This is a genomic window from Mesorhizobium sp. M0898 (genome assembly GCF_040319695.1).
Lineage (GTDB): Bacteria > Pseudomonadota > Alphaproteobacteria > Rhizobiales > Rhizobiaceae > Mesorhizobium.
In genome coordinates this window covers 23,829-49,566 of sequence record NZ_JAMYOE010000016.1, presented here as the reverse complement: position 1 = coordinate 49,566, position 25,738 = coordinate 23,829, and the positions used below count along the sequence as shown (strand labels likewise).

Annotated in this window: 28 protein-coding genes and 2 tRNA genes; 14 read left to right on the top strand and 16 right to left on the bottom strand. The window is 62.8% G+C overall.

Features of this window, described 5'->3' with window-relative positions:
- Positions 1–5 precede the first annotated feature (5 nt).
- Positions 6–1,034: an amino acid ABC transporter substrate-binding protein gene (locus tag NKH90_RS18135; RefSeq protein WP_254820740.1), complete on the bottom strand. Its 1,029-nt coding sequence runs from the start codon at positions 1,032–1,034 to the stop codon at positions 6–8.
- Positions 1,035–1,462: 428 nt separating this feature from the next.
- Between NKH90_RS18135 and NKH90_RS18130 the strand changes: the two genes are divergently transcribed.
- The 4 genes from NKH90_RS18130 to NKH90_RS18115 all read left to right on the top strand — a co-directional run bounded on the left by NKH90_RS18130 (position 1,463) and on the right by NKH90_RS18115 (position 4,510).
- Entirely contained in the window at positions 1,463–2,632 is a 1,170-nt protein-coding gene (locus tag NKH90_RS18130) for a cystathionine beta-lyase (protein WP_352820253.1), read from the top strand.
- A gap of 252 nt (positions 2,633–2,884) precedes the next feature.
- Positions 2,885–3,556: an RNA polymerase sigma factor gene (locus tag NKH90_RS18125; protein ID WP_352820251.1), complete on the top strand. Its 672-nt coding sequence runs from the start codon at positions 2,885–2,887 to the stop codon at positions 3,554–3,556.
- 103 nt (positions 3,557–3,659) lie between these two features.
- Complete coding sequence (locus NKH90_RS18120; protein WP_352820249.1) at positions 3,660–4,184, top strand: DUF4142 domain-containing protein; 525 nt, start codon at positions 3,660–3,662, stop codon at positions 4,182–4,184.
- 11 nt (positions 4,185–4,195) lie between these two features.
- Positions 4,196–4,510 (top strand): cupredoxin domain-containing protein, encoded by a 315-nt coding sequence (locus NKH90_RS18115; RefSeq protein WP_352820248.1) that lies wholly within the window; start codon positions 4,196–4,198, stop codon positions 4,508–4,510.
- Between the two features lie 108 nt (positions 4,511–4,618).
- On the opposite strand, the gene NKH90_RS18110 is transcribed toward NKH90_RS18115, so the two are convergent.
- The 3 genes from NKH90_RS18110 to NKH90_RS18100 all read right to left on the bottom strand — a co-directional run bounded on the left by NKH90_RS18110 (position 4,619) and on the right by NKH90_RS18100 (position 6,331).
- Positions 4,619–5,839: an anion transporter gene (locus tag NKH90_RS18110; protein ID WP_352820247.1), complete on the bottom strand. Its 1,221-nt coding sequence runs from the start codon at positions 5,837–5,839 to the stop codon at positions 4,619–4,621.
- Between the two features lie 59 nt (positions 5,840–5,898).
- Positions 5,899–5,975, bottom strand: a tRNA-Arg gene (locus NKH90_RS18105).
- 50 nt (positions 5,976–6,025) lie between these two features.
- Positions 6,026–6,331, bottom strand: coding sequence for an ETC complex I subunit (locus NKH90_RS18100; RefSeq protein WP_023677641.1), 306 nt, complete (start codon positions 6,329–6,331; stop codon positions 6,026–6,028).
- A gap of 160 nt (positions 6,332–6,491) precedes the next feature.
- Between NKH90_RS18100 and NKH90_RS18095 the strand changes: the two genes are divergently transcribed.
- Positions 6,492–6,568 (top strand) — tRNA-Pro (locus NKH90_RS18095).
- A 124-nt stretch (positions 6,569–6,692) separates the two neighbouring features.
- Here NKH90_RS18095 and NKH90_RS18090 read toward each other — a convergent pair.
- Complete coding sequence (locus tag NKH90_RS18090; RefSeq protein ID WP_352820246.1) at positions 6,693–7,520, bottom strand: alpha/beta fold hydrolase; 828 nt, start codon at positions 7,518–7,520, stop codon at positions 6,693–6,695.
- A 130-nt stretch (positions 7,521–7,650) separates the two neighbouring features.
- Here NKH90_RS18090 and NKH90_RS18085 point away from each other — a divergent pair, with 130 nt between their 5' ends.
- The gene (locus NKH90_RS18085) at positions 7,651–8,652 is read left to right on the top strand and encodes a GlxA family transcriptional regulator (protein ID WP_352820245.1); all 1,002 of its coding nucleotides are present in this window, start codon (positions 7,651–7,653) and stop codon (positions 8,650–8,652) included.
- A 198-nt stretch (positions 8,653–8,850) separates the two neighbouring features.
- On the opposite strand, the gene NKH90_RS18080 is transcribed toward NKH90_RS18085, so the two are convergent.
- From NKH90_RS18080 to NKH90_RS18065, 4 genes are read right to left on the bottom strand one after another with little or no spacing between them, the layout of a single operon-like run.
- Entirely contained in the window at positions 8,851–9,186 is a 336-nt protein-coding gene (locus NKH90_RS18080; RefSeq protein WP_352820244.1) for a hypothetical protein, read from the bottom strand.
- A gap of 10 nt (positions 9,187–9,196) precedes the next feature.
- The gene (gene hdaA, locus NKH90_RS18075) at positions 9,197–9,898 is read right to left on the bottom strand and encodes a DnaA regulatory inactivator HdaA (RefSeq protein WP_352820308.1); all 702 of its coding nucleotides are present in this window, start codon (positions 9,896–9,898) and stop codon (positions 9,197–9,199) included.
- A gap of 5 nt (positions 9,899–9,903) precedes the next feature.
- The gene (locus NKH90_RS18070) at positions 9,904–11,100 is read right to left on the bottom strand and encodes an AI-2E family transporter (protein WP_352820242.1); all 1,197 of its coding nucleotides are present in this window, start codon (positions 11,098–11,100) and stop codon (positions 9,904–9,906) included.
- Positions 11,072–11,629: a CDP-alcohol phosphatidyltransferase family protein gene (locus tag NKH90_RS18065; protein ID WP_352472672.1), complete on the bottom strand. Its 558-nt coding sequence runs from the start codon at positions 11,627–11,629 to the stop codon at positions 11,072–11,074. The genes NKH90_RS18070 and NKH90_RS18065 overlap by 29 nt, the downstream gene beginning before the upstream one ends.
- Before the next feature lie 201 nt (positions 11,630–11,830).
- Between NKH90_RS18065 and NKH90_RS18060 the strand changes: the two genes are divergently transcribed.
- The 8 genes from NKH90_RS18060 to NKH90_RS18025 all read left to right on the top strand — a co-directional run bounded on the left by NKH90_RS18060 (position 11,831) and on the right by NKH90_RS18025 (position 16,784).
- The gene (locus tag NKH90_RS18060; RefSeq protein ID WP_352541636.1) at positions 11,831–12,475 is read left to right on the top strand and encodes a glutathione S-transferase family protein; all 645 of its coding nucleotides are present in this window, start codon (positions 11,831–11,833) and stop codon (positions 12,473–12,475) included.
- Between the two features lie 227 nt (positions 12,476–12,702).
- Positions 12,703–13,251 carry a hypothetical protein gene (locus NKH90_RS18055; protein WP_352820241.1) on the top strand — a complete coding sequence of 183 codons (549 nt, stop codon included), beginning with the start codon at positions 12,703–12,705 and terminating at the stop codon, positions 13,249–13,251.
- Positions 13,252–13,338: 87 nt separating this feature from the next.
- The gene (locus NKH90_RS18050) at positions 13,339–13,752 is read left to right on the top strand and encodes a hypothetical protein (RefSeq protein ID WP_352771148.1); all 414 of its coding nucleotides are present in this window, start codon (positions 13,339–13,341) and stop codon (positions 13,750–13,752) included.
- A gap of 110 nt (positions 13,753–13,862) precedes the next feature.
- Entirely contained in the window at positions 13,863–14,927 is a 1,065-nt protein-coding gene (gene purM / locus NKH90_RS18045) for a phosphoribosylformylglycinamidine cyclo-ligase (RefSeq protein ID WP_352472623.1), read from the top strand.
- Positions 14,924–15,631: a phosphoribosylglycinamide formyltransferase gene (gene purN, locus NKH90_RS18040; RefSeq protein WP_023677650.1), complete on the top strand. Its 708-nt coding sequence runs from the start codon at positions 14,924–14,926 to the stop codon at positions 15,629–15,631. The genes purM and purN overlap by 4 nt, the downstream gene beginning before the upstream one ends.
- A 59-nt stretch (positions 15,632–15,690) precedes the next feature.
- A complete protein-coding gene (locus NKH90_RS18035) occupies positions 15,691–15,978 on the top strand; it encodes a type II toxin-antitoxin system ParD family antitoxin (protein ID WP_352472621.1) in 288 nt (95 codons plus the stop codon).
- Positions 15,971–16,264, top strand: coding sequence for a type II toxin-antitoxin system RelE/ParE family toxin (locus tag NKH90_RS18030; RefSeq protein WP_352472620.1), 294 nt, complete (start codon positions 15,971–15,973; stop codon positions 16,262–16,264). Before NKH90_RS18035 ends, NKH90_RS18030 begins: the two co-directional genes overlap by 8 nt.
- 4 nt (positions 16,265–16,268) lie before the next feature.
- Positions 16,269–16,784, top strand: a complete 516-nt coding sequence (locus NKH90_RS18025; RefSeq protein ID WP_352820239.1) for a SixA phosphatase family protein — start codon at positions 16,269–16,271, stop codon at positions 16,782–16,784.
- Between the two features lie 110 nt (positions 16,785–16,894).
- On the opposite strand, the gene NKH90_RS18020 is transcribed toward NKH90_RS18025, so the two are convergent.
- From NKH90_RS18020 to NKH90_RS17990, 7 genes are all read right to left on the bottom strand, one after another.
- Positions 16,895–17,167, bottom strand: coding sequence for a DUF680 domain-containing protein (locus NKH90_RS18020; RefSeq protein WP_352541641.1), 273 nt, complete (start codon positions 17,165–17,167; stop codon positions 16,895–16,897).
- 276 nt (positions 17,168–17,443) lie between these two features.
- A complete protein-coding gene (locus NKH90_RS18015) occupies positions 17,444–17,677 on the bottom strand; it encodes a DUF680 domain-containing protein (protein ID WP_352820237.1) in 234 nt (77 codons plus the stop codon).
- A gap of 372 nt (positions 17,678–18,049) precedes the next feature.
- The gene (locus tag NKH90_RS18010; protein WP_502898860.1) at positions 18,050–20,272 is read right to left on the bottom strand and encodes a cation:proton antiporter domain-containing protein; all 2,223 of its coding nucleotides are present in this window, start codon (positions 20,270–20,272) and stop codon (positions 18,050–18,052) included.
- 190 nt (positions 20,273–20,462) lie between these two features.
- On the bottom strand, positions 20,463–21,161 hold the full coding sequence (locus NKH90_RS18005; protein WP_352472615.1) for a DUF2270 domain-containing protein: 699 nt from the start codon (positions 21,159–21,161) through the stop codon (positions 20,463–20,465).
- Positions 21,162–21,217: 56 nt separating this feature from the next.
- Positions 21,218–23,326 carry a molybdopterin-containing oxidoreductase family protein gene (locus tag NKH90_RS18000; protein WP_352820234.1) on the bottom strand — a complete coding sequence of 703 codons (2,109 nt, stop codon included), beginning with the start codon at positions 23,324–23,326 and terminating at the stop codon, positions 21,218–21,220.
- A 42-nt stretch (positions 23,327–23,368) separates the two neighbouring features.
- A complete protein-coding gene (locus NKH90_RS17995) occupies positions 23,369–23,566 on the bottom strand; it encodes a hypothetical protein (RefSeq protein WP_352820233.1) in 198 nt (65 codons plus the stop codon).
- Between the two features lie 4 nt (positions 23,567–23,570).
- A complete protein-coding gene (locus NKH90_RS17990; RefSeq protein ID WP_352820232.1) occupies positions 23,571–25,448 on the bottom strand; it encodes an ABC-F family ATP-binding cassette domain-containing protein in 1,878 nt (625 codons plus the stop codon).
- Between the last annotated feature and the right edge of the window lie 290 nt (positions 25,449–25,738).

Genomic DNA, 25,738 nt, shown 5'->3' with positions numbered 1-25,738 from the left:
TTCGATCAGCGGATCGGCGGAGCGTACTGCAGGCCACCCTTGGTCCACAGCGCGTTGATGCCGCGCGCGATCTTCAGCGGGCTGCCCGAGCCGACATTACGCTCGAACATCTCGCCGTAATTGCCGACGGCCTTGACGATGTTGACGACCCAGTCGTTAGAGACGCCGAGATCGGTGCCGATCTTGGTGTCGGCTTCCTGGCCGAGCACGCGCTTGATCTCTGGACTGTCCGAGTTCTTCATCTCGTCGACATTGGCCTTGGTGATGCCGAGTTCCTCGGCGTCGAGCAACGCGAAATAGGTCCACTTGACGATGTGGTACCATTGGTCGTCGCCCTGGCGTACGGCCGGCCCAAGCGGTTCCTTGGAGATGATCTCGGGCAACACGACGTGGTCGGCCGGCGCACCGAGCGTCAGGCGGATGCCATAGAGGCCCGACTGGTCGGTGGTGTATACGTCGCAGCGGCCGGCGTCATAGGCGGCGTTAACCTCTTCCAGCTTTTCGAAGACGACAGGATTGTACTCCATCTTGTTCGACTTGAAATAGTCGGCAAGGTTGAGCTCGGTCGTGGTGCCGCTCTGCACGCAGACCGCCGCGCCCGAAAGCTGCAGCGCCGAGTTCACGCCCGGTAGCTTCTTGGCGTTGATCATGAAGCCCTGGCCGTCGTAATAAGTCGTGCCGATGAAGTTCAGGCCGAGTGCGGTGTCGCGATTGATGGTCCAGGTGGTATTGCGCGACAGGATGTCGATCTCGCCCGACTGCAGAGCGGTAAACCGCTCCTTGGCGCTGAGCGGCGTAAACTTCACCTTGGTGCCATCGCCGAACACGGCGGCTGCCACAGCGCGACAGAAGTCCGCGTCGATGCCTTGCCACTCACCCTTGTCGTCCGGCGCCGAGAAGCCGGCCAGACCGGTCGAGACGCCGCATTGGATGAAGCCCTTCGCTTTGACATCGTCGAGCGTGGCCGCCGAAGCCGCCGAAGCCGCGAATCCAAACGCGGCGGCGCCCAAAACGCCGATTGCAATGTGTTTCATGACCCACAGACCCTTTTCTGTTTTTTCCAGGCGAACCTGACTTTTTCCCGTGTGAACGCAGCTATGTATCCCGGCCCATTACCGGAATCCCGCATCGTAACCGACGCGCTGCCTCCCATTCACGAACAACATCGAAGGCGATTATTCCTGTGAGGTCAAGGGAAATGACCAAATCCGAAAGACTTTGAAAACCAACCGCCTGAAATGCCTGAAATTGCAGACAAACGCGCTCGCAAATCGGCCAGCGCGCCAATAAAGCCGGCAAAGTCCGACCGTGAGTTGCCAAGCGCACCTGGCAGCCTTCCCGCAGGTCCACGGCTCGTTGCTGAATTGGCATATTCAAGACCTTGGCCTGGCGAGTGCGGTGCGGTTGCGCGGCCAATGCCGCCGCACTATGGCTAACGACCAACCACATGGGACGAAAAGCAATGGCAAAAGACGACAGCGAGATGGGCGTCAACACGCGGCTCGCCCATTCCGGCAACAACCCGCATGACTATTTCGGCTTCGTCAATCCGCCGGTGGTGCATGCCTCGACCGTGCTCTATCCCAATGCGGCGGCGATGGCTTCACGCAGCCAGAGATACACCTACGGCACGCGCGGCACGCCGACCACCGATGCGCTGAACAGCGCGATCGATGCGCTGGAAGGTTCGGCAGGCACGGTCGCGGTACCGTCCGGCCTGGCGGCGGTGACGCTGCCGCTGCTCGCCTTCCTGTCGGCCGGCGATCATCTGCTGATCGTCGATTCCGTTTATCATCCGACCCGCAACTTCGCCGACACGATGCTGAAGCGGCTGGGCATCGAGGTCGAGTATTACGAACCGCGCATCGGCGCCGGCATCGCGGCGCTGATCAAGCCCAACACCAAGGTGGTGTTCACCGAATCGCCGGCCTCCAACACTTTCGAGGTACAGGACATACCGGCCATCGCCAAGGCAGCGCATGCCGCCGGCGCCATCGTCATGATGGACAACACCTGGGCGACGCCGCTCTACTTTCGCCCTCTCGACCATGGCGTCGACATCTCGATCCACGCGGCGACGAAATACCCGGCCGGCCATTCCGACGTGCTGCTCGGCACGGTGTCGGCCAATGCGGACTGCTGGAAGCAGCTTTTCGAGACGTTCAACACGATGGGCTGCTGCGCCGGGCCTGACGACGTCTACCAGGTGCTGCGCGGCCTGCGCACGATGGGTGTGCGGCTGGAGCATCATCAAAAGAGCGCGCTTTCCCTCGCCGGCTGGCTCGAGGGTCAGCCGGGCGTAGCGCAGGTGCTGCATCCCGGGCTGCCCAGTCATCCCGACCACGCCACGTGGAAGCGCGATTTTTGCGGATCGAGCGGCATCTTCTCGATCGTTCTCGCGGGCGGCGGACAGAAGCAGCAGCACGCCTTCCTCGACGCGTTGAAGTTTTTCGGCCTCGGCTATTCCTGGGGCGGCTATGAGAGCCTTGCCGTGCCGGTATTCCTTGGCGACCGCACAATCGCCAAGGGCCCGTATGACGGGCCGCTGGTGCGCTTGCAGATCGGGCTCGAGGATGTCGAGGATTTGAAGGCCGACCTGGCGCGCGGGCTGGCGGCGGCCGCACAGGCCTGAGCCAGCACCTTTCCAGGCTGAGTCAGGAAATCGGCGTAACAGCTTGGAAAAATTGCGATCCTGAGTGATGTCATGGCGACCGATCAGCCGATGACACGGCGTCTACAAAATAGAGACGCCGGTGTGGTGGAGGCGTTAGAATAGCCTCTGCCGGCGCTTGAAACGGATCGAGGCCGGCCGGCGGATCGGTCGGGAACCTTTTGTCGGCCGATTCATCCAATGTCCGATGAGAAGCCTATCAGGAGATCGGCCATGCCTGCTGCGTTGACCGCAACGCCCGCCGCTTCCGGCGACATGCAGCTTGTCGGCCGCGCGCTGGCACGTGATAGCGATGCATTCCGCACCATCATCAAGACGCACAACCAAAGGCTCTACCGCATCGCCCGAGGCGTCGTGCGTAACGACAGCGAAGCCGAGGACATCGTCCAGGAGGCCTATGTCAGCGCCTTTGCCCATCTCGAGGCCTTTCGCGGCGATGCCTCGCTCGCCACGTGGCTATCGCGTATCGTCATCAACGAAGCGCTCGGCCGCTTGCGCAAAAGGCGGCGAATGGTAGCGATGCCTGAAAACCCGCAAGCCGAAATCATCCGGTTTCCCCTCAACCCGAGCGACGATCCGGAGCGGACGATGGCGCAACGGCAGATCCTTGAGCTTGTCGAACGGGCAACCGACAGTCTTCCCGATGTCTACCGGATGGTGTTCGTGGCGCGCGTCATCGAGGGATTGAGCATCGAAGAAACCGCCGAACTGCTTGGCGTGCGACCAGAAACCATCAAGACCCGGCTGCACCGCGCCCGCGCGCTGGTGCGCAAGGCGCTGGACGACCAGATCGGCCCGGTGCTGCTCGACGCCTTTCCCTTCGCGGGCCGGCGCTGCGAACGGCTGACCAATGCCGTGATGCAGCGGCTCGGTCTTTCCGGATAGGTCGCGCCGATTTTCGCGGGAACGTTTTCCCGTGACCTGCATCCAATGAGCATCACTGAAACGAAGCCCGATGCAGTTCCGCGTCGGGGCGAAGGAGAGCATCATGTTCATTCGATCGACCACGGCACTGGCCGCATTTTTGCTGCTTAGCGCAGCGCCCTTGTCGCAAGCTGCCGACAAACCGACCGATCCGCAGATCGCACATATCGCCTACACAGCAGGCGTGCTTGACGTCGAGGCGGCCAAGCAGGCGCTGAAGAAATCGAAGAACAAGGAGGTCGTGGATTTCGCCAAGGACATGGTGCGAGATCACGAGGCGGTCAACAAACAGGCTCTCGACCTGGTCAAGAAGCTCAAGGTCACGCCTGAGGACAATCCGACCAGCAAGGCGCTGACCAAGGCGGCGGCCGAGGAACGAGCCAAGCTTGCCAAGCTCAAGGGCGCGGCGTTCGACAAGGCCTATGTCGCCAACGAGGTGGCCTACCACAAGCAGGTCAATGGCGCGCTCGAAACTCTGCTGATCCCGTCGGCCAGCAATGCCGAGCTGAAGAGCCTGCTGGAAACCGGTCTGAAAATATTCCAGGGCCACGAACAGCACGCCGAACACGTCGCCGGCATGCTGAAGTGAGGATCGAGCCAATGGCGTCGGGGCGGCATCTGTGGGTTGCGCTGGCATTGGCCATGGGTGCCCAGCCGGCCAAGGCCGACACCATCGAGGTGACGATCGAGAAGCTTGTGTTTTCGCCGGCAAAGATCGAGGCGAAGGTCGGCGACACGATCAGGTGGGTGAACAAGGACGTGTTCGCCCACACGGCAACCGTCAACGGCGCCTGGGAAGTGATGATCCCGCCGAAGAAGGCGGCGAGCCTGACGGTGAAGAAGGCGGAATCGGTCGATTATTTCTGCCGCTTCCATCCCAACATGAAAGGCCATCTGACGGTGACGTTGCCCTGACTGGCTGATGCATGCCGCGCAAAGGTGTGCAGCGGTTTTGCGATAACGACATGCATAAAACAAGAGCCCAATGCGCGTCGCATGAGGCCGGTCTAATGCGGCGCGCTTTTAGGCCGCCAGCCATGCCGTCCCTACAAGAAGCGTGACCAGCGTCAACGGCAGGCCGACCTTGAAGAAGGCGATGAAGCCCAGCGGTTTGCCGGAGACCCGCGCGTGCTCGGCAACGATCAGATTGGCGACCGAGCCGAGCAGCGTGAAATTGCCGGCCAGCGTCGAGCTCATGGCGACGACCAGCCAGGCCCGCTTGGGATCTTCCAGTCCGGGCACGAACGGCTTCAGCGCCAGCACGGCCGGGACATTGCTCATGATGTTGGACAGCACCGCGGTGAAGCCGGACAGCCGCCACACATCATTCAGCCCGAGGTCCTTTGCCGAGGCGACGATATCGGGCGTCAGCAGTGTCTTCTCCGCCCCGGCGACGACGATGAACAGCCCGGCGAACATGAACAGCAGCGGCCCATCGATCTCGCGATAGATGCGCTCAGGTTTGATGGCGCGGGTCAAAAGAAGAATGGCACCGCCGATCAGCGCTGCCTTGGCGACTGGAACGCCGGCGAAGAAGGCGATCGCCAAACCGACACAGACGACCACCGCCTTCAGCACCTGCCCCGGCAGCATGCGGCCGCGGTAGACTTCGGGGCTGAGCTCGGCCTTGCGCGAAAATTCGGCGCGGTAGACGATGCGGATGATGACGATGACGGCGATGAGGCCGAACGCCGCGACCGGCGCCAGCGCCGCCGAGAAGGCCGGATAGGAAATCCCCGACAGCGCGCCGATGACCATGTTCTGCGGATTGCCGGTGATGGTGGCGACGCTGCCGCAATTCGAGGCGGTGGCGGTGGCGATCAGATAGGGAACCGGGTTGCGGTTGATGACGCGGGTGACATGGACGACGATCGGCGCCATGACCAGGCAGATGGCGTCGTTGACCAGGAATGCGGACAGGAGGCCGGTCAACAGCGTCACCATCACCAGCAGCATGAACGGCGCATGCGCATGCTCGATGGCGAACCCGCCGAGCGCGCGAAAGGCGCCCGACACTTTAAGATGCGCCACGACGATCATCATGCCGAGCAGAAGCGTGATGGTGTCGAAGCTGATGGCGCGGTAGGCGTCCTCCATGTCGAGCGCGCCGATGGCGATCATCGCCGCACCGCCGAGCAGCGCGATCCCTGCCCGGTCGAGGCGCAGCCCGGGTATCCTGCCGATGGCGACGCCGGCATAGGTCAGGACCAGGATCAGCAGTGCCGCCGCGCCCATCGCTGTCATGTGTTGGAAATCCTGTGCGACTGGCGAGTGAACCTGTCCGGAATGGACCCTGAAAATATTGGCGATCCCGACAGGATTCGAACCTGTGACCATCGGCTTAGAAGGCCGGTGCTCTATCCAGCTGAGCTACGGGACCGCTGGCCGGCCGCATGACCGGCGGATTGTGCCGGCAGGGCCGGTATGGGATCAATGCGTCCAGGGTGTCCTGCGGTCATAGCGGAAATTCTCCGCATAGGAAATCTGGCGGCGCTTGATTTCCTTCGGCTCCTCGACGCGGAAAGCCAGCCCTTCCTTCTCGGCATAGGCGACCGCCTCTTCTCTTGTGTCGAAGGTCAGCCTGATCTGGCTTCGCATGTCGCCGGACGTGGTGTAGCCCATCAGCGGATCGATCTTCTTGCGCTGCTCCGGATCGAATTCCAGCACCCAATAGCCGGTCTTGGCCTTGCCGGACTGCATCGCGGTTTTGGCTGGGCTGAAAATGCGGGCTGACATGACCACCTCATTGCTGGTTGCAAGCACACGACCCCGAGACCACATTACTGTCCTCTGGCCATGCACTAGCCCGTCATTACTGCGCAATGCCGCCGGCAGCAAGGCCGATGGCTTTTTACGCTTGCTTTGGCGGGCTGAAATCACTAGGCAACAGACCGTTCGGAGTGTAGCGCAGCCTGGTAGCGCATCTGGTTTGGGACCAGAGGGTCGGGAGTTCGAATCTCTCCACTCCGACCATTCATCAAGCAAATCTCGTCGGCAGGGCAAGCGGATCACGCTCGAGTGTGTCTCCCGTCGCCGGTCATGTTTAAGCGACGGACGGACAGCACGAGCCCGCGCTGCCCGTCCGACATGCAAGCCGTCAGCCCTGGATGAAAGCCAGCAGATCCGGATTGATGATCTCCGGGTGGGTGGTGCACATGCCGTGCGGCAGGCCCTTGTAGACCTTGAGCGTGCCGTGCTTCACCAGCTTGGCCGCAAGCAGCGCGGAGTCGGCGATAGGCACGATCTGGTCGTCGTCGCCGTGCATGATCAGGACGGGCACGTCGATCTGCTTGAGGTCGTCGGTGAAGTCGGTCTCGGAAAAGGCCTTGATGCAGTCGTAATGGGCCTTGGCCCCACCCATCATGCCTTGGCGCCACCAATTGTCGATAGCGCCTGGCGAGACCTTGGCGCCGTCGCGGTTGAAACCGTAAAACGGGCCGGCCGGCACATCCCTGTAGAACTGGGCGCGGTTAGCGGCCAGAGCAGCGCGAAAGCCGTCGAAGACTTCGATCGGCAAGCCGCCGGGGTTGCTGTCGGTCTTGACCATGATCGGCGGCACGGCGCCGATCAGCACCGCCTTGGCAACACGGCCGCCGCCGCCATAAAGCGCGACGTAACGCGCCACCTCGCCGCCACCGGTCGAGTGGCCGATGTGGATCGCATCCCTGAGATCGAGATGCGCCGCCAGCGCCGCGACGTCGGCAGCGTAGGTGTCCATCTCATTGCCGGTCGCGGTCTGCGACGAGCGGCCGTGGCCTCGGCGGTCATGGGCGATGACGCGGTAGCCCTTTTCGAGGAAGAACAGCATCTGGTTGTCCCAATCGTCGGCGCTGAGCGGCCAGCCGTGGTGGAAAACGATCGGCTGGCCCTTGCCCCAATCCTTGTAGAAAATCTCGGTGCCGTCATGGGTGGTGAATGTGCTCATCGTCCTACTCCTTAATGGAAAAGTTGGGGGTAACAGGGAAGCTTTTAGCCCCCTTCTGCTGGACAAATTATAACAGTGCGGCCAGGGTGAGCATTGGCAAAACGGACATTCAACGTGGCAAAACTGACAAATGGCGGCTGCGCTTGATCTGATCGAAATCGGCCTTGTCTTGTATCCCGGCGTGCAGGAAGCGGCCGTGCTCGGCCTGACCGATCTCTTTCTGCTGGCAAACCGGCTGGCTGTCGAGCGGTCGCCGGACGCGGCGAGGCTTCGCGTCAGTCATTGGCAATTGGAGGACGCGGGCCACACCGTAGTCCGCACCTTCGACAGCGACCCCGGCGCCGACAATGAACCAGCCATGGCTATCATCCCGCCAACCTTGGGAGATCCGATCGCTCGGGAAGCAGCCGCGCCCTATGCCGGCTGGCTCAGGGGCCGTCATGCGGCAGGCGCGACGCTCGGTTCGGTCTGTGCCGGCGCTTTCGTGCTTGCCGAAACCGGCCTGTTGTCCGGTCGTGCCGCGACGACGCACTGGGCCTATCGCGACGCGCTGGCGCTACGCTTTCCAGACATCCTGCTCGACGCCGACAGGCTGGTCATCGACGATGGCGATATCATCACCGCGGGCGGCTACATGGCCTGGACCGATCTCGGCCTGAAGCTGGTGGACAGGGTGCTCGGGTCAGCCGTCATGATGGACACGGCGCGTTTCATGCTGGTCGACCCGCCGGGCCGCGAGCAACGTTTTTACAGTCCGTTTGCGCCGCGGCTGACCCACGGCGATGAAGCGATTCTCAAGGTGCAGCATTGGCTGCAGGCGAACGGCGCGCGCGATGTGACGCTTGGCGCCATGGCCGATCACGCCGGGCTGGAGGAGCGAACTTTTTTGCGGCGCTTCCGCAGCGCCACCGGCCTCAAGCCGACCGAATATTGTCAGCACCTGCGGGTCGGCAAGGCGCGCGAGATGCTGGAAACCACGATACGAGCGATCGACCAGATCGCCTGGGAGGTCGGCTATGACGATCCCGGCTCCTTCCGCAAGGTATTCGCCAGGATAACCGGCCTGGTGCCCGGCGACTATCGCCGGCGGTTTGGCGTGGAACGAGCGGCGGTTGCAGGCGGAGAGAGCTGAGGCCAGCCGCGCAATGGCGCTATCGATTCGATGCTGCCAAAGGCAAGCTCGCCGGGCGAGAACCCCAACCACCCATCTCCCGGCGAGCCTACTACCTGATTTGATACGCAATCAGGACCGGGATTAGCCGGCAAGCTGTCAGGTGCAAGACAGATGCCAGGTTTGTTTCCCGAAATGAGACACCGGCCGAGGTAAGAACTAGGTGTATGCACCTTCCCCGGCCCAGCCAAAAACCATTGGCCGTAGTTCTTCAAGGGCGGCCTGCAGCATTTCGGGAGACGCGTGGCGTTCCTCTCTGGCACCCCATTTTGTAGCGCTTTTAGGATCCAGCACCGACGCCACAATGGTTGCGTTGCCGTTGACGTCAGGCAAATCGAGCCACAACTGAGCACGACGATTGCCATTCTTGTCGTAAACCCAGATAGAACGGACATCGTCGTCGCGATATTTAGTGGCGACCCGTATTCCGTGCCGATTTGCCCACGACATCAGTAACGGATCAATGATGTCGTATGCACTGAACTCAGACGTCATTTTGTATCCTCTAAATCTCGAACTCGCCCTGCCCTTCGTCCATGGCGCTGACGGTCTCGGCGGCGAGCGCGCGGGTGATCGGCGTCTTGCGCTCGAGCGCGGTGCGGTCGAGCCGTTCGACCACCCGCATGGCAGTGGCCAGCGAGCGTTCGATGCGGCGCACCAGATATTGCACGACATGCGGCTCGACCTCGACCTGGCGGTCGGCGAACAGCTTTGTGATGACGCCGGCCAGCAGAAGATCGTCGGGTTCGTGGATCTCGACGGTCGCCGCCGCCTTCAGCCGCGACGCCAGATCGGGCAGCCTGACGCCCCAGGCGGACGGGAAGCGCCGCGCCGTCAACAGCAAGCTCGAGCCGGCGCCGCGCACCGCGTTGATCAGGTGGAAGAGGCCGTGCTCATCGATCGGTTCGGCGTCGATATCGTCGATCACGGCCGGATGCGGGCCGAGGTTTTCGATGCAGTCGCCGATGCGGCCGGCCTCCACTTTCACGGCGTCGGCGCGGGTCCGCCAGATCGAGGCCAGATGGGTTTTTCCCGAGCCGGCCGGCCCGGCCAGCACGACGACCGGCGACGGCCAGTCCGGCCAGCGGTCGACAAGCGCCGCCGCCTGGCTGTTGGTGCTGGAGACGACGAGCTCGTCGCGCGAATAGCCTGTGCCGTGGCCTAGATCGAGCGGCAATTGACGCGGCGGATCGATCTTGTCCGGCATCTGGCTCAACCGCGCGCGCCCCCGCGGCGGCGCACCTGCAGCGGCGGCACCGGCTCGTCGGCGTGGCCCTTGTAGAGCGGCGATTCGAGATAGCGGGCGATGGCGAAGCGCACCAGAACGGCAACGGCGGCGGAAGCCGGAACGGCGATCAGCAGGCCGACGAAGCCGAACAGCGCGCCGAAGGCAAACAGCGCGAACATCAGCCACACCGGATGCAGGCCGACGCTTTTGCCGACCAGTCGCGGCTGCAGGATATTGCCCTCGATGAACTGGCCGACGAAGAACACGCCGGCCACCGCTGCGATCATGGTCCAGTCGGGCCAGAACTGGACGAAGGCGACGCCGACGGCCAGCACCAGGCCGGTCAGCGAGCCGACATAGGGGATGAACGAGATCAGCCCGGCAAACAGGCCGATGAGGATGCCGAAATTCAGGCCCGTCAACGTCAGGCCGGTGGCATACATGGCGCCCAGCACCAGGCACAGCGTGCCCTGGCCGCGCACGAAGCCGGCGGTCGCCGTGTTGATGTCCCTGGCGATCGTCCTGACGGTCTTGACATAGTCGCGCGGCACCCAGCTGTCGACGATTGTCACCATGCGGTCCCAGTCGAGCAGCATGTAGAAGGCGACGACCGGCGTCACCACGAACAGGCTGACCACCGAGACCAGCGCCACGCCGGAGCTCCAGATCGAGGTGAACACGGTGGTCAGGAGGCCGAAGCCGGAGGTCAGCAGCGAGTTCAGGCCTTCGCGCAGGCCGTTGGCGTCGACGCCGAATTTCTCTTCCAGCCATTTCGGGTCGAAGCTGGTGATCAGGCCCTGCAGCCGGGTCAGATAGTCCGGCAGCTTGCTGGCGAAATCAGCCATCTGCGAGGCGAGCACCGGAACCAGGATGACGACGGCCAGCACCAGGACGACGATAAAGGCGATGAGGATGACCACCGTCGCCATCAGCCTGGAGAGGCCGAGCCGCTCCAGCCGGTCGGCGACAGGGTCGAGGAAATAGGCAAGCACCATGCCGGCGACGAAGGGCAGAAGGATGCCGCTGAAGACATAGACGAAGACGGCGAGGATGATGGCGCTGATCAGCCAGAAGCGGATCTGGCGGCGAAACGATGCCGATGCCGCAGCCTCCGCTGCCGCAGCCTCAGCTTCAGCGTCGATGGACCGTTCGTCAGGTGCCGGGTGTGGAGCCTTCGCCATAGCCGCTCATATGCCTCAGCCAAGCCACGAGATAGGCCGCGGCCGAAGCCACGGTCAAGACCCCGGACAGCAATATGAGGGCCGGCCTCAGCGGATCGAGATGGATGTCGAAGGCGAGTTCGCCCAACACCACTGCCGCCAGCACGATCTGGATCGCGGTGTTGGCCTTCGACACCAGGAGCGGCTTCATCTCGACGGGATGCGCCATGACGGTGGACAAAAGCACGGCGCAGACGATCAGTGCGTCGCGCGACACCATGGTAACGACCAGCCACAGCGGTAGTTCGCCGCTGAAGCCCAGGACCACGAAAACCGAGACCAGCAGCAGCTTGTCGGCCATCGGATCGAGATAGGCGCCGAGCCTGGAAAACTGATTGAAATGGCGGGCGATGAAGCCGTCGACGCCGTCGGAAATGCCGGCAATGAGGAAGCCCGCAAAGGCCCAGTCCCAGCGGTCCTGCAGCATGGCCAGCACCACCGCCGGCACCAGCACGAAGCGCATGATCGTGATCATGTTGGGGATGGTCAAACGCATATCCCGTCGCTCTTGTTTGCCGATACATGATGGAGATGGAGGGTTACGGCAAGTGAGAAGCGACACAGAAGCTGCCAATCTCCCCACGAGGGCGCCAGCAATGAAATAGGTCAAGACAGATGTCGATTTCGGGGAGGCTCATTCGTCTCACGATAGGAAGCCAAGGAAATTTGCCCAGGCAAGGAAACGGACGCGATGACAATCACTATCACAGCATTTGAACGATCGCCCGATGGCGGCAAGGGACTGGCGCGTGATACGCGCGTTCGCTGGGCGCTCGAAGAAGTGGGGCAGCCGTATGAGGTTCGTCTTGTTTCCTTCGCAGAGATGAAGGCGCCTGAACATCTGGCGATCCATCCCTTCGGCCAGATCCCCACCTATGAGGAAGGTTCTCTCTCGCTGTTCGAGACCGGCTCGATCGTCTTTCATCTTGCTGAGCAGCATGCGGGATTGCTGCCGAAGGATCGCAATGCCCGCGCGCGTGCGATCACGTGGATGTTTGCCGCACTTAACACCGTCGAACCACCGATCCTCGAATTAACGACGGCAAGAATATTCGAACGTGACAAGCCTTGGAGCGAGGAGCGCTTGCCGTTGGTAAAGGACCGTGTTCGCGCTCGGCTGGACAAACTCTCGGCTCACTTGGGTGTCGCCGACTGGCTCGATGATGCGTTCAGCGCGGGCGATTTGTTGATGGTGTCGGTGCTGCTGCGACTAAGAATGTCAGGCATTTTGGACGAATATCAAAACTTGGCTGCCTATGTAGCGCGCGGGGAAGCACGGCCGGCCTATATCCGGGCTTTCGCCGCGCAATTTGCGATCAACGCAGAGGGGGCGTGAAGATTAGCCAGCATTGAACTAACCAAATGGAAGCGAGCCCGAAGCGCGCGCGCTCTCCTTTGGCGACGCCAGTCAAGAAAGCTGGTACGTCTCCCGTATTCGAGGGGACGCCATGTCGATCAACATCTATGTCTACTGGGGGCGAGGAGAAAGGACGCCGAAGAGCTGGTCCCGCAGCTGCAGGCGCATTTCCGGGCCTTTGACGAAGCCGACGACAGGTTCGCGAGGTGGGCCCCGCGCGGCAGATCGCTCAAAAAAGCAATCGCCTCAAGCCGGTCAACACCTCGTCGTGCGAGGTTCTCCATCGCTGGCTGTTAAAGGGCCGGAACAAGACGGACATGCCTCCGAGACAGCCCGTTCCTGAACTGGGATACAATGTGTCGCTGTGGAACCAGCGCCAGGCAAATATAGAGGCGTCCACATCAGTCCATTGCAGTTCCTGGTCCAAATATCTGTCGGAAGACAGCCAGAACAATGCTTCGCTGGAGTTTAGCTACATAGCTGGAGCCGAACCGGTGAATACAAAGGTTTTGCTCGGCCTATTTCTCAAGTTCATTGATATCTGGGAACCCAGTTGGGGTTCGATCTGGCGGCACGTTCATGAGGGACATCCAGCCGGGGCGCGTTGGAACCCAAGACATGTTCAATATGCCTTCTTCCAGTCACCGGGAGGACGCGGGCACGATGAACGATTTATGGGACAGCAGCAGACCCTCCCCAAGGGCGGTCGCCTCTGGACGGACGAAACGGCGGTGCCTTTCCTGGAAGAGACGTAAGTGCCCGGTATTCCGCTGCCGTCCTTGCAAGACGCTGTTGCCCATGCGAAGAGCCCGTGAAGCGACAGCCTATTTCCCCACTGCTGAATGACGATGGCGCAGAGAATCACAATCGCTTGGCGAGTAACGCTTTGTTATCTGGCCGGACTGACAGAAAGTCTTTTGGTCTTCGCATTTTTGGGAGCCCCGCACCGCAAGGTGGCGACGCAAGATCTCCTGTGGGCCTTCGCTCTTGAGCTGGCCGTGGGCGTGGTCGTCTCTTGGCCCCTCTGGCTGACCGCCGCTGTCGTCGCGTTCGTTTTCTCAAGATCAGTCGTTGCAAATCCAGGTCTGTGGGCTGCCGCGGCGGCGTTGATCGCCGCCGGCTTCTCGTATGGGACCCTGCCCTTCGACGGTGAGATCAGGTCTCTTGCCACCGTCGGAGGCCTCGCCGCAATTCTGGCAGGGATTTCTTTTTATTGTTGGAGTGTATCGCGCCCGGTTCCCCCGGCATCCAACTGAAAACACCCTCATCGCGCGCTTGCCTTGCGGGGCAAAACCGTTCATGCGAAGAGCCCGCACGCGAATGAAACCAGCGACAGGCAAGCGCAACAGATGAGCAGGCGCCGGAAATGAGCAAGCGCAAGAACGGGCTCACCTATGCCGAAGCGGGCGTCGACATCGACGCCGGCAATCTCATGGTCGAGAAGATCAAGCCGCTGGTGCGCGCCACCCGCCGGCCAGGCGCCGATGGCGAGATCGGCGGCTTCGGCGGTTTGTTCGACCTCAAGGCCGCCGGCTTCACCGATCCGGTGCTGGTGGCCGCCAATGACGGCGTCGGCACCAAGCTGAAGATCGCCATCGACGCCGGCAAGCACGACACGATCGGCATCGATCTTGTCGCCATGTGCGTCAACGACATCGTCGTGCAAGGCGCCGAGCCGCTGTTCTTCCTCGACTATTTCGCCACCGGCAAGCTCGATCCCGACCAGGGTGCTTCGATCGTCGGCGGTATCGCTGCCGGCTGCCGGCAGGCCGGCTGCGCGCTGATCGGCGGCGAGACGGCGGAAATGCCCGGCATGTATCACGACAAGGATTACGACCTTGCCGGCTTTGCCGTCGGTGCCGCCGAACGCGGCCAGCTGTTGCCGACCGACGACATCGTCGAGGGCGATGTGCTGCTCGGCCTCGCCTCGTCGGGCCTGCATTCGAACGGCTTTTCGCTGGTCCGCCGCATCGTCGCGGTAAGCGGCCTTGGCTGGGGCGATCCGGCGCCGTTCAATGACGAGGCGACGCTGGCCGAGGCGCTGCTCGAGCCGACGCGCATCTACGTCAAGTCGATCCTCAAGGCGATCCGCAACACGCATGGCATCAAGGCGCTGGCCCATATCACCGGCGGCGGCTTTCCCGAAAATATCCCGCGCGTTCTGCCCAAGGATTTTTCGGCCGAGCTCGATCTCGGCGCCATCGAGGTGCCGCCGGTGTTCTCATGGCTGGCCAAGACCGGCGGCGTCGCGCCGGAAGAGATGATGCGGACCTTCAATTGCGGCATCGGCATGATCCTGGTCGTCGCCTCCGGCCAGGCGGCGCAGGTCGCCGCCGTTCTGCAGGAGGCCGGCGAGACGGTGACGCCGATCGGCCAGATCGTGCCGCGCCGCGATGCCGGCGTCATCTATCGGGGCTCGATTGGCCTATGACCAGGAAACGGACGGTCGTACTGATCTCGGGGCGCGGCTCCAACATGACGGCGCTGGTTGCGGCGGCGAGCAACCCGGCCTATCCGGCCGAGATCGTCGGCGTCATCTCCGACCGCGCCAATGCTGCCGGCCTTGGCATCGCCGCGGCGCGCGGCATCGCCACCAGAGTGATTTCGCGCTCCGACTATGCCAGCAAGCAAGCGCATGACGAGGCGATCGATGCGGCCCTCTTGTCGTTCGGCGCCCAGATCGTCGCGCTGGCCGGCTATATGCGCATCCTCGGCGCGCGCTTCGTAGAGAAGTGGCAGGGCCGCATGATCAATATCCACCCTGCCCTGCTGCCTGCCTTCAAGGGGCTGGATACGCATGCGCGGGCCCTCCGCGCGGGCATGCGCATCCATGGCTGCACGGTGCATTTCGTCACGCTCGACATGGATGACGGGCCGATCATCGCCCAGGCCGCCGTGCCGGTGATGGTCGGCGACAATGAGGACACGCTAGCCGCGCGCGTGCTCAAGGCCGAGCACCAACTTTATCCGCTGGCGTTGGGCCTTGTCGCCGAAGGCAAGGCGCGGATGGAAGGCGGCCGCACGGTGTTTTCGCGCTTCGCCGACGATGCCGACAACGCCACGTCGGTGGTGATCGCGCCCGACCCGCTGCGCGAAGAGACCGATCTCGAGCACCTGGCGCGGATCACGCCGTGAGGGTCAGTTCTTGAATTTGGTAGCAAATTTTGCTACCGTTTTCGCGAGGAGACGGCTTGATGGCGACAGTCGAAAAAGTCAGCGTAGCGCTTTCCCCGGAACTGCTGGACATGGTCAAACGCGCGGTGGCCAGCGGGCAGTACGGTTCGGCAAGCGAAGTGATCCGCGAGGCACTGCGCGAATGGCGGCTTCGCCAGCCCTTGCGCGAGGCCGAAGCGGAGCGGTTGCGGAAAGTCTGGACGGAAGGGCTGGAGAGCGGTCCGTTTGCGCCGTTCGACATCGAGGACATAAAACAGAAAGCCCGCGGCCGGTTGGGCAACACCGGCAAAAACCGGCGGAATGGCTGACATCCGCATTGTCCACAGCCCGGCGGCAGAAGACGACCTGATCGATATTTGGTTTGGCATTGCAAGGGACAACCCGCTTGCCGCGGACCGCTTTTTGGATGCTATTGCCGAGCGCATCGTGCAATTGGGCACATTCCCGGAATCCGGTCCCAAGAGGCCCGACATCGCTGCCGAGGTGCGGGCGTTGACGATCGGCAACTATCTCGTGCTTTATCGCCTGGCCGAACAGCGCGTCGAGATCGTCCGCGTCGTGCATGGCGCACGCGACGCTTCGGCCTTATTTTGAATCCATGAAGCAACTGCTGCTCCTGCGTCACGCCAAGTCGAGTTGGGACGATCCCAACCTCATCGACTTCGACCGGCCGCTGTCCGCGCGCGGGCTGAAGGCAGCACCACTGGTCGGGCGCGAACTGGCCCGGCGCGGCTGGCTGCCGGAGCTGGCGCTGGTGTCGCCGGCGCTGCGCACCCGCGACACGTGGCGGCTGGTCTCGGCGGAATTGCCGGCGAAGGTGCAGGCCAAATTTTCCCAGGCGCTCTACGAGGCAGCGGCGGCGGACATCCTCGCCAAGGTGCGGCAAGTAAAGGCGGGGACTGGAACGCTGCTGGTGCTTGGCCACAATCCCGGGCTGGAGGAGTTCGCGCGCGGGGTTGCCGGGGCTGGATCGGACCAAGCGGCGCTGAAGAAGCTGGCGGAAAAATACCCCACCGCGGGCCTGGCTCGGTTCGACGTCGACGGCGATTGGACCGGTCTCACCTTCGGCAGCGCCCGACTGACGCACTGCATTTGGCCGAAGGATCTTCGCTAGCGACTGCCTGACAGGCCGGGGGATCGCCGACCTTTCGACCAAACCCGGCTTCGCGCAAACAAAAGCGGCGGGCCAAGCCCGCCGCTCTTCGTGCTCCGGGGTTTGAGGAACTATCGGCCCCAGTTGCCCCGGCCAGATTGGGGCACTACGGGTTGATCCGCGCCGAACCGGGTCGTCGCCTCGGTGTCGACAGCGTTGTGCTCGGTCGTCAGCGGCTTGCGGATGGAACCGGTAAACCCGCTGTCGATGCTGCCGACAGGCGCGTTGCCAACAGGCGCGGCCGGCTGGTTGACGCCGTCCGAACCATAGTGATCACTGCCTGCAAAGGCGCTGCCCGTGGCGACGAGGACGACGGTGGCGACGGTAAGAGCAATCTTGGTCATTTCAGGTACTCCAGTGTACTGGTCATTCGTGAGTTGTCGTTGCTTTCGACGCATTCGAGATGAGAGCGCTGTCCGCGCCGACGAATACGCACCCGGCTTTTTCCGATGTGCACGTTGCTGGACGATTTCAGCAACCGAGATTGTGGCTACAGATGAAACCTGCAAATCAAAGTATTCGATTGGCGCAGGATGCTATTCGGCGCACACGCCCGTTGATACGCGAAAGCAAGAGTAGCGGGCCAAGCCCGCCGCTCTATGTGTTGCAGGCCGTGATAATCAGCGGCCCCAGATGCCTTGGCCGGATTCAGGCGCCACCGACTCGGAGGTTATCTTGGCACCGGTATGCTCGGAAGTGACCGGCTTGCGGATCGAACCGGTGAAGGTGTTGTCGACGTTGGCAGCAGTAGCAGCCGGCTGGTTGACGTTGTCCGAGCCATAATGGCCGCTGCCGGCAAAAGCAGTGCCGGTGGCAACGAGGATGGCGGCGGCGGCAAGAGCGAGCTTGGTCATTTCGGGTACTCCGGTAGTTCTCTGGTCTGTCCGTCAAGTAGCGTGCCTCGGGAGGAATTCGCGTCGCTCGGACCACCCCGAGATGGGTCGGCAAGTCTGTCGTTTCCAATCACGAAAATTTTGTGCCGGTGCGCCAAATTGGCCGCTTGAAATCCGGCATAAGGTCCCCTTCTGCCACAATCTTCTGTTTTATTTCAATTAGTTACGCGGTCAGTGGTGATTTGCCGCGCGAACATTCTTTGAGCCGGCGTTCACCCTTTCCTGTACGCTCTGTCAGCAGAACCGAACCGTTCGGTTCGAGTAGTTTTACGGTTGGCTGATCAGCGCTTTCAGAGGCTCGATCGACATTCCTGCCTACGGGCGCCGTGAAATTCACGCTGCCAGCTCAGCGCCGGCGGCATCGTGCTTGGGCCGCGCGCTGGCCAGAAGCACGACCGGGCAGTTGCAGGCGGCTAAAACAGCGCCGGCTGTTTCACCGAAGAACAGGTCCTCACCCGGACGTTGGGTGACGCCCATCACGACGATCGCCGCTCCTTTGGCCGCCTCCCGGGTGATCGCCTTGTCGGGTGTGACGCGGGTATGGAACGCTGTGTCGATATGCAGGCCGTAGCGGCCCGCCAGATCAGCGATGTCTTTCAGGACGGCCTCTTCGCGGCTATGCGACACCGATGTCGACCTGCGGCCCTTGGCTGCCTTTTGCGAGACGTAGAGAACCTTGATCCGCGCCCGGTTTGGACGGGCCAGCGCCAGCGCCAAGTCGGCGGCGCGACGCGCCACCTGGGTACCGTTGACGGGGACGAGAATGCTGGTGCCGGCCCTCAGCGTCGGCATCTTTTCGCCAGCATTGCCGCCGTTCAGGACCAGGCAAAGCGGGCCGTCAAATCCTGCGGCAATGTCGTTGAGGGCCGGCGCGAAGGCGCCATCGGCGGTCAGCACATTGTCCAGGCCGACCAGCAACAGGCCGTATCCCTTGCGGGCCTCTTCGGCGATCGTCTCACCCGTGGCCTCCAATTCGGTGCGGGCCGTCAGATGGACTTTGTCGACAAGCGTATCTTCGGTCCGTTTCACCGCCTGAGCGCTCTTTTTTGCGCCCTTTTTGATTTCCTGGAGGGCGCGCTCCTGTCCCTTGCTGTCGGTCGGCCTGTCAACTCGGCCGTCTTTCGGCTGAAGCAAGGTGGTGGGCAGGCGAAGCAAGGTGGTGGGCATACCGCTGCCTCCGCCGACCAGTCCGGCGAGATATGCGGTGAACTTGCCGATCCTGCTGTCGTCGACCAGCACCAGCAGCCTCTCCAGCCTGGAAATGAAGCCGTATTCGTCCAACGCCTCGCGCTCGACACGCTGCTGCTCGTCGTGCCCAACCGGCAGCCGGCCGAGCGCCCAGCGCAGCATCGGCGGCATGGCCAAGGTGGTGATCACGGCCATGGTGACGATCATGGTGAAGAGATTGTGCGACAGGATGTTCATCGACAGGCCGATGCTGGCGACGATCACCTCGGTCGAGCCGCGCGCGTTCATGGCACTGCCGACGGCGATTGCTTCCTTGAGCGACATGGCGGCGAGCTTGGCGCCGATGAACGCGCCGCCAAACTTGCCGATGCTGGCGATGACCACGAGAGCGCCCGTCAGCATGGCAAGGGTTGGATCGGCGAGCACTGTGAGATCGGCGGAAAGCCCCGCCATGCCGAAGAAGATCGGCATGAACAGGGCGGTGATGACGCCGCGCAGCTGGCCTTCGATATGGCTGGAGAGGATGGGCGATTCCCCGACCAGGATGCCGGCGACGAACGCCCCCAGCACGGTATGGACGCCTATCAGATTAGTGATCAGCGCCATCGCTCCCATGATGATGAGGATCATGGTGATCACCGCAAACTCGCTGCGGAATTGATCGTTGGTCCAGCGGATCAAGGTGAAGACAAGACGGCGGCCAATGGTGAAGGAGAACACCATGAACAGTGCCACCGCGGCGATGGTGGTCACCAGCGGCGCGAACTGTAGCTTGCCATTGGTGGCGATGCCGAAGGTTACGGCGATGACCAGCCAGCCGATCGTGTCCTCGATGATCGCCGAGGAAATAATCACCTGTCCGAGGTTGCGGCGCATGAAGTTCATCTCGCGCACCACCATGGCGACGACCTTGACCGACGAGATCGACAGCGCCGTGCCCAGGAACAGCCCGGCGACGGTGCGCTGCGTGGGGTCAGCCAGCAATGCGTCCGGCAGGAACTGCGCCAGCGCAAAACCGAAGATGAAGGGCACCACGACGCCGGTAGCCGAAATGGAAAAACAGGCCGCGCCAACCCGGCGCACCAGCCGCAGGTCCGTCTCCATGCCGGTCAGCAAAAGCAGCATCAGGATGCCGAGCTGCGAGACGGCGTCGATCATGCCCTTTTGCGCAGGATCACTGGGAAAGATCAGGTGCTGGGCCGACGGCCACAGCCAGCCGAACAGCGAAGGACCGAGCAGGATGCCGCCGATCAGTTGGCCCATGATTGCCGGCTGGCCATAACGCTGCAGCACTTCGCCCAGGCCGCGCCCAACAAGCAGCAGAAGCACGATCTCGGCGACGAAAGCGCCTTCGCCCGAACCACCCATGCCGGAGGCCCGGGTACCGGCAACGAGCGTCTGCGCTGCCCAGGCCGCCCCCGCGGGGACGAAAGCGCAAACCAGCAGCGCCAGGCTGGAACGTGTCGGAGCCTGCCAAGCCATGAAACCCCCATCGCCCAATGCACGTGTCCAACAACGCGCGACAGGGCGTTGCGTTGCTAGACAGGGCGTTGCGTTGCTAGACGTGGACGTCACCGAAGGAGAGTTCGCCGTCGTCGCTCTCTGTCAGAAATGCTGTCACCAGCAGGCCCGCATAGAGGACGGCGACCAGCACGACGATGACGGCGCCCGGAATTGGACCCAAGGCAGCACTGGCGACCGCCTCACGCATCGACCCGACGAAGCCGATGCGGACGCCTTCGGTCAGAAGACTGGGGGTCGACAGTTTGAGGATCCAGGCCAGCAGCAGGATCAGCAGCATGTAGATGTAATTGCGACGCAGGCGGCGCGCCAAAGCCATGCGTTGCGAAATCAGGAATTTCGGCGCGCGCAGGCTCTCGCCGACGATCAACAGCCAATCGGACGCGAAGTCCGGCTGCGGCGAGAATATCTGCGCGAAATAGTGCCGTTCGAACTGGCGCACGCGAGCCCGGTAGAAGTCGAAGAAGCGATATCGGCGGGCCTCTATCCACAGCAGCAGCAGAACAAGCAGCATGGCAAACAGCAGCACACCATGGTGAGCGCTGGCTGTCGAAAGCGAAACGGACAGCATTGCTGCGACAACGGTTATCGCCCAGTTGCTCGTCCGGTCCAGGCGGTCACGCCACCCAGCCATGCGCGCAATCTCGGCGCGATGAAAGTGGGACATCGTGGTTACGAGTTCGCCGGACGACAGTGTCCTTCCGATGGGATCCGGCGCCGGCAACACTTCTGCCATGACAATGCCTCCACCCGCCACGCGAAAACGGCCGGATGGAGATATCGTTCCGACGCTCAATCCGCCGGGCGCAGCCAGACCTTGTTGTCGTGGAAGGCGGCGCCGCCATAGGGCGCCGGCGCATCGGCGCCGGTCAGCACGTTGATGCCCTCGCCGCGCTCATGGGCGCTGTTCGGCCAGATGCCTTCGGCGACGACGACGCCGCGCTTGATGCCGTCGAACAGCTTTGCGTGCAGCACCACCTCGCCACGCTGGTTGCCGACTTCGACACGGCCGCCGTCGGCGACGCCGAGTGCCGCCGCATCATCGGGATGCAGGAGCAGCTCCGGCCGGCGCTCTTTTGCCTGCGATACCGGCGTTTCGGCAAAGGTCGAATTGAGGAAATTGCGCGCCGGCGAGGTGGTCAGCCGGAACGGGTGCGCCTCGTCCGCCACTTCGATCAGGTCGACATGGTCGGGGAATTCCGGCAGGCTCGCCACCGGCCCGAACAGGCCCATGCTTTTCGGTGGCCGGTTGGGCGCGGCCTGGCCCGTCCAGTCGGCGCGAAAATGGAACTTCTTGTCGGCATGGCCGAAGCCGTCGAGGAAATGCGCGGCCGCGAAATCCGGCTGCAAATCGACCCATTTCTGCTCTTTCAGGCTCGAAAAGCTGCCCAGCCCGCGCTTGCCCAGAATGATGTCGATATGCTGCTGCTCGGTCATGCCGAAGCCAGGACGATCGGCGACACCGAGCCTTTTGCCGAGCTCCTCGATGACGAAATGGTTGGTGCGCGGACCTTCCGGCGGGTCGATCAGCTTCGGCCCGAGTGTGATGTGCTGGTTGCCGCCACCCTTGTAGACGTCGTCATGCTCGAGAAACATCGTCGCCGGCAGCACCACATCAGCGAGCTTGGCGGTGTCGGTCATGAACTGCTCGTGCACGCAGGAAAACAGATCGTCGCGCAGAAAACCTTGCTTCACCAGCCGCTGCTCCGGCGCGACATTCACCGGATTGGTGTTCTGGATCAGCAGCGCCGTCACCGGCGGGCCGCCATAGAGCGCATCCTCAGCCCCGGTCAGCACCGGGCCGATCCGCGAATGATCGAGATGACGGATCGCGGGGTCGCGCATCCGTGTGCCTTCGAGCAGTTCCTGGTTGAGCTTGAAGATGCCCGAATTGGAATGGAAGGCGCCGCCGCCCTCATATTGCCAGCAGCCGGTAACCGCCGCGATCGAGGCCGCGGCGTGCATGTTGACCGAACCGTTGCGCTGCCGCGAAAAACCGTAGCCGAGGCGAAAGTAGGTCTTCTTCGTCGTGCCGACGAGACGGGCGAAGGCCTCGATTTCGTCGACAGAAAGCCCGCTGATATCAGCGGCCCATTGCGGCGTCTTTGTGCTGAGATGCGCTTCCAGACCGTGCGGATCGTCGGTGTATTTTTCCAGATAGGCGCGGTCGGCCATGCCGTCACGGAACAGCACGTGCATCACCGCGCAGGCCAGCGCGCCGTCAGTGCCGGGCTTCAGCACCAGGCCGAGATCGGCCTGCTTCATCGTTGCATTTTCGTAGACGTCGATGACGACGATCTTGGCGCCGCGTTCCTTGCGCGCCTTGATGGCGTGGGTCATGACGTTGACCTGCGTGACCACGGCGTTGGTGCCCCAGATCACCACGCAGTCGGACTTTGCCATTTCGCGCGGGTCGGGGCCGCGCAGCGCGCCGGCGCCCATCATCCAGCCGGTCCAGGCCAGATTGGTGCAGATCGAACCGAAGAAGCCGGAATATTTTTTGGCGTGCCTGAGCCGCTCGATGCCGTCGCGCTGCACCAGACCCATCGTGCCGGCATAGTAATAGGGCCAGACCGTCTCCGAGCCGTATTTTGCCTCCGCCGCGATGAATTTTTCAGCGACCAGATCGAGCGCCGCCTCCCAGCTCACTTCCTTCCAGGCGCCCGCGCCCTTGCCGCCGGCACGGACCAGCGGCTTCATCAGGCGGTCGGGATGATGGACGCGATCGGCGTAACGGGCGACCTTGGCGCAGATGACGCCGGCCGTATAGCTGTTGGCCTTGGCGCCATGGACACGGCCGATGCGCTTGTCGTCGAGCAGCTCGACCTCGAGCGCGCAGGTCGAGGGGCAATCATGCGGGCAGGCCGAATGGCCGATTTTGAGCTTGGCATACTGATTCATGGGTGCAAACTAGCCGTTTATGGCGGCGGCGTGTAGGGCCAGTTACCCGCCATCAATGCGCTTGAGCAAGGTGTTGTAGGCGCCGCATTTCGGGCAATGTATGTGGCGCTCGACATGCGATGATCCGGCTCCGGCGTCGATGACCAGCAGATTGCCGTCTCCACACTCAGGGCATTTTACGACAGCTTCGGAATTGACAACCAAAACCTTGGCAGCTTCGATCCAAAGTTTTGTCGACATCGTCCTACTCCGCCGTGCCGTCCTCGTACTCCGCCGACATCGACAGCCATTTTTCCTCATGGCCGGCCAGCTGTTGCGCAAGTTGTGAGCGCTCCTTGGCCAGCCTTGTCGCGGTCGACGGGTCCTTTTCGTAGACGGCCGGGTTGGCGAGTTCGTCCTCGATCAGGTCGATGCGCTTGCGGAGGCGGTCCATCAGCGCTTCGGTGGCGCGGATTTCCTTGGCCAGCGGCTCGAAGGCGGCGCGGCGCGCGGCTGCGTCGCGGCGGCGGTCGGCCTTCGAGGCTTTGTCCGCCTCGCGCTTGCCGCGGCGGTCGCCGGAGACGCCGGTGACCAGTGTCTTGTAATCCTCGAGATCGCCGTCATACGGATTAACCGCGCCGTCCTTGACCAGCCACAGCCGGTCGGCGGTCGCTTCGAGCAGATGGCGGTCGTGCGAGATCAGGATGACCGCGCCGGGAAAATCGTTCAGCGCATGGATCAGCGATTCACGGCTGTCGATATCAAGATGGTTGGTCGGCTCGTCGAGGATGAAAAGGTTCGGCCCCTCGAAGGCCGACAGGCCCATCAGGAGCCGCGCCTTCTCGCCGCCGGACAGATCCTTGGCCGCGGTATTCATCTTTTCGGTGGTCAGGCCGAACTGGGCGACGCGGCCGCGCACCTTGGATTCCGGCGCGTCCGGCATCAGCCGGCGGACGTGTTCATAGGCGTTTTCATCGGGCCTGAGGTCGTCGAGCTGGTGCTGGGCGAAGATTGCCACTTTCAGCCCGGGCGCCACGGTCATGGAGCCGGTCTCCGGCTTCAGCCGGCCGGCCAAAAGCTTGGCGAAGGTCGACTTGCCGTTGCCGTTGGCGCCGAGCAGCGCGATGCGGTCGTCGGCATCGATGCGCAGCGTCATCTTCTTCAGGATCGGCGCACCCTCGACATAGCCGACATTGACGCTGTTCAGCGCAATGATCGGCGAGGCCACCGTCTTCACCGGCTCCGGAAAGGAGAACGGCCGCACCGTGTCGTTCACGATCGCGGCGATCGGCTTCATCTTCTCCAGCGCCTTGATGCGGGACTGCGCCTGCCTCGCCTTCGATGCCTTGGCGCGGAAGCGCTCGACGAAGGATTCCATGTGCTTGCGCGCGGCTTCCTGCTTGACGCGGCCCTTCTCCTGCAATTCGCGCTGCTCGGTGTATTGGCGCTCGAACTGGTCGTAGCCGCCGCGCCAGAAGGTCAGCTTCTTCTGGTCGAGATGGACGATCGAATTGACGGCGCGGTTGAGCAGGTCGCGATCGTGCGAAATCAGCAGCACGGTATGCGGATATTTCGACACGTAGTTTTCCAGCCACAGCGTGCCTTCGAGGTCGAGATAATTGGTCGGCTCGTCGAGCAGCAGCAGATCGGGCTCGGCAAACAACACGGCGGCCAGCGCGACGCGCATGCGCCAGCCACCGGAGAAGGACGAGGCCGGGCGCCGCTGCGCGGCATCGTCGAAGCCGAGGCCGGCGAGAATGGTGGCCGCGCGTGACTCGGCCGAGTGCGCATCGATATCGGCCAGCCGCATGTGGATGTCGGCGATGCGGTGCGGGTCGGCCGCCGTCTTTTCCTCTTCGAGCAGCGCACTCCGTTCGAGGTCGGCCTTGAGCACGATCTCGATCAGCGGCTCCTCGGTGCCCGGCGCTTCCTGCGCCACCTGGCCGATGCGCGTGTTCTTGGGCAGGCTGATCGAGCCGGTCTCGGAGGCGAGGTCGCCGGTGATCGCCTTGAACAGGGTCGTCTTGCCGGTGCCGTTGCGGCCGACAAGGCCAGCCTTGCTACCCGCCGGCAAGGTCAGTGAGGCATGGTCGAGAAGCAGGCGTCCGGCCATGCGGAGCGAAAGGTCGTTGATGATCAGCATGGCCGGGCTTTTGCACGGGACAACCATGCTTCGCAAGGGCTTGAGCCCCGGTTCGCCGCATAAGCCGCGAAAACCGACAAAGCTGGTGATGTCGACCCCGCGCGCCGCGACTTCCCGCAAAACGCAAAAAGAACCCGCTATCCTGAGGGGGGACAAGGAGAGCGGGCTGTTTCGTGAACGGCGGCCTTGGGAGCGTCCGATCGACATCCAAACACGCAGCAGCTTGGTTTGTTCCATGGGAAGAATGAACTATGTGATGAACAAACGCTGCTGTGGCCGGCAGGTTTGTC

Bases quoted from the DNA above. Each gene is read 5' to 3' on its own strand.
- NKH90_RS18060 (WP_352541636.1), top strand. From the start codon at position 11,831: ATGACAATCACTATCACAGCATTTGAACGATCGCCCGATGGCGGCAAG.
- NKH90_RS18100 (WP_023677641.1), bottom strand. From the start codon at position 6,331: ATGTCAGCCCGCATTTTCAGCCCAGCCAAAACCGCGATGCAGTCCGGC.
- NKH90_RS17990 (WP_352820232.1), bottom strand. From the start codon at position 25,448: ATGCTGATCATCAACGACCTTTCGCTCCGCATGGCCGGACGCCTGCTT.
- purN (WP_023677650.1), top strand. From the start codon at position 14,924: ATGACCAGGAAACGGACGGTCGTACTGATCTCGGGGCGCGGCTCCAAC.
- NKH90_RS18005 (WP_352472615.1), bottom strand. From the start codon at position 21,161: ATGGCAGAAGTGTTGCCGGCGCCGGATCCCATCGGAAGGACACTGTCG.
- NKH90_RS18120 (WP_352820249.1), top strand. From the start codon at position 3,660: ATGTTCATTCGATCGACCACGGCACTGGCCGCATTTTTGCTGCTTAGC.
- NKH90_RS18110 (WP_352820247.1), bottom strand. From the start codon at position 5,839: ATGACAGCGATGGGCGCGGCGGCACTGCTGATCCTGGTCCTGACCTAT.
- NKH90_RS18090 (WP_352820246.1), bottom strand. From the start codon at position 7,520: ATGAGCACATTCACCACCCATGACGGCACCGAGATTTTCTACAAGGAT.
- NKH90_RS18035 (WP_352472621.1), top strand. From the start codon at position 15,691: ATGGCGACAGTCGAAAAAGTCAGCGTAGCGCTTTCCCCGGAACTGCTG.
- NKH90_RS18000 (WP_352820234.1), bottom strand. From the start codon at position 23,326: ATGAATCAGTATGCCAAGCTCAAAATCGGCCATTCGGCCTGCCCGCAT.
- NKH90_RS18115 (WP_352820248.1), top strand. From the start codon at position 4,196: ATGGCGTCGGGGCGGCATCTGTGGGTTGCGCTGGCATTGGCCATGGGT.
- NKH90_RS18080 (WP_352820244.1), bottom strand. From the start codon at position 9,186: ATGACGTCTGAGTTCAGTGCATACGACATCATTGATCCGTTACTGATG.
- NKH90_RS18135 (WP_254820740.1), bottom strand. From the start codon at position 1,034: ATGAAACACATTGCAATCGGCGTTTTGGGCGCCGCCGCGTTTGGATTC.
- NKH90_RS18020 (WP_352541641.1), bottom strand. From the start codon at position 17,167: ATGACCAAGATTGCTCTTACCGTCGCCACCGTCGTCCTCGTCGCCACG.
- NKH90_RS18070 (WP_352820242.1), bottom strand. From the start codon at position 11,100: ATGGCGAAGGCTCCACACCCGGCACCTGACGAACGGTCCATCGACGCT.
- purM (WP_352472623.1), top strand. From the start codon at position 13,863: ATGAGCAAGCGCAAGAACGGGCTCACCTATGCCGAAGCGGGCGTCGAC.
- hdaA (WP_352820308.1), bottom strand. From the start codon at position 9,898: ATGCCGGACAAGATCGATCCGCCGCGTCAATTGCCGCTCGATCTAGGC.
- NKH90_RS18085 (WP_352820245.1), top strand. From the start codon at position 7,651: ATGGCGGCTGCGCTTGATCTGATCGAAATCGGCCTTGTCTTGTATCCC.
- NKH90_RS18025 (WP_352820239.1), top strand. From the start codon at position 16,269: ATGAAGCAACTGCTGCTCCTGCGTCACGCCAAGTCGAGTTGGGACGAT.
- NKH90_RS18050 (WP_352771148.1), top strand. From the start codon at position 13,339: ATGACGATGGCGCAGAGAATCACAATCGCTTGGCGAGTAACGCTTTGT.
- NKH90_RS18030 (WP_352472620.1), top strand. From the start codon at position 15,971: ATGGCTGACATCCGCATTGTCCACAGCCCGGCGGCAGAAGACGACCTG.
- NKH90_RS18015 (WP_352820237.1), bottom strand. From the start codon at position 17,677: ATGACCAAGCTCGCTCTTGCCGCCGCCGCCATCCTCGTTGCCACCGGC.
- NKH90_RS17995 (WP_352820233.1), bottom strand. From the start codon at position 23,566: ATGTCGACAAAACTTTGGATCGAAGCTGCCAAGGTTTTGGTTGTCAAT.
- NKH90_RS18130 (WP_352820253.1), top strand. From the start codon at position 1,463: ATGGCAAAAGACGACAGCGAGATGGGCGTCAACACGCGGCTCGCCCAT.
- NKH90_RS18010 (WP_502898860.1), bottom strand. From the start codon at position 20,272: ATGGGTGGTTCGGGCGAAGGCGCTTTCGTCGCCGAGATCGTGCTTCTG.
- NKH90_RS18125 (WP_352820251.1), top strand. From the start codon at position 2,885: ATGCCTGCTGCGTTGACCGCAACGCCCGCCGCTTCCGGCGACATGCAG.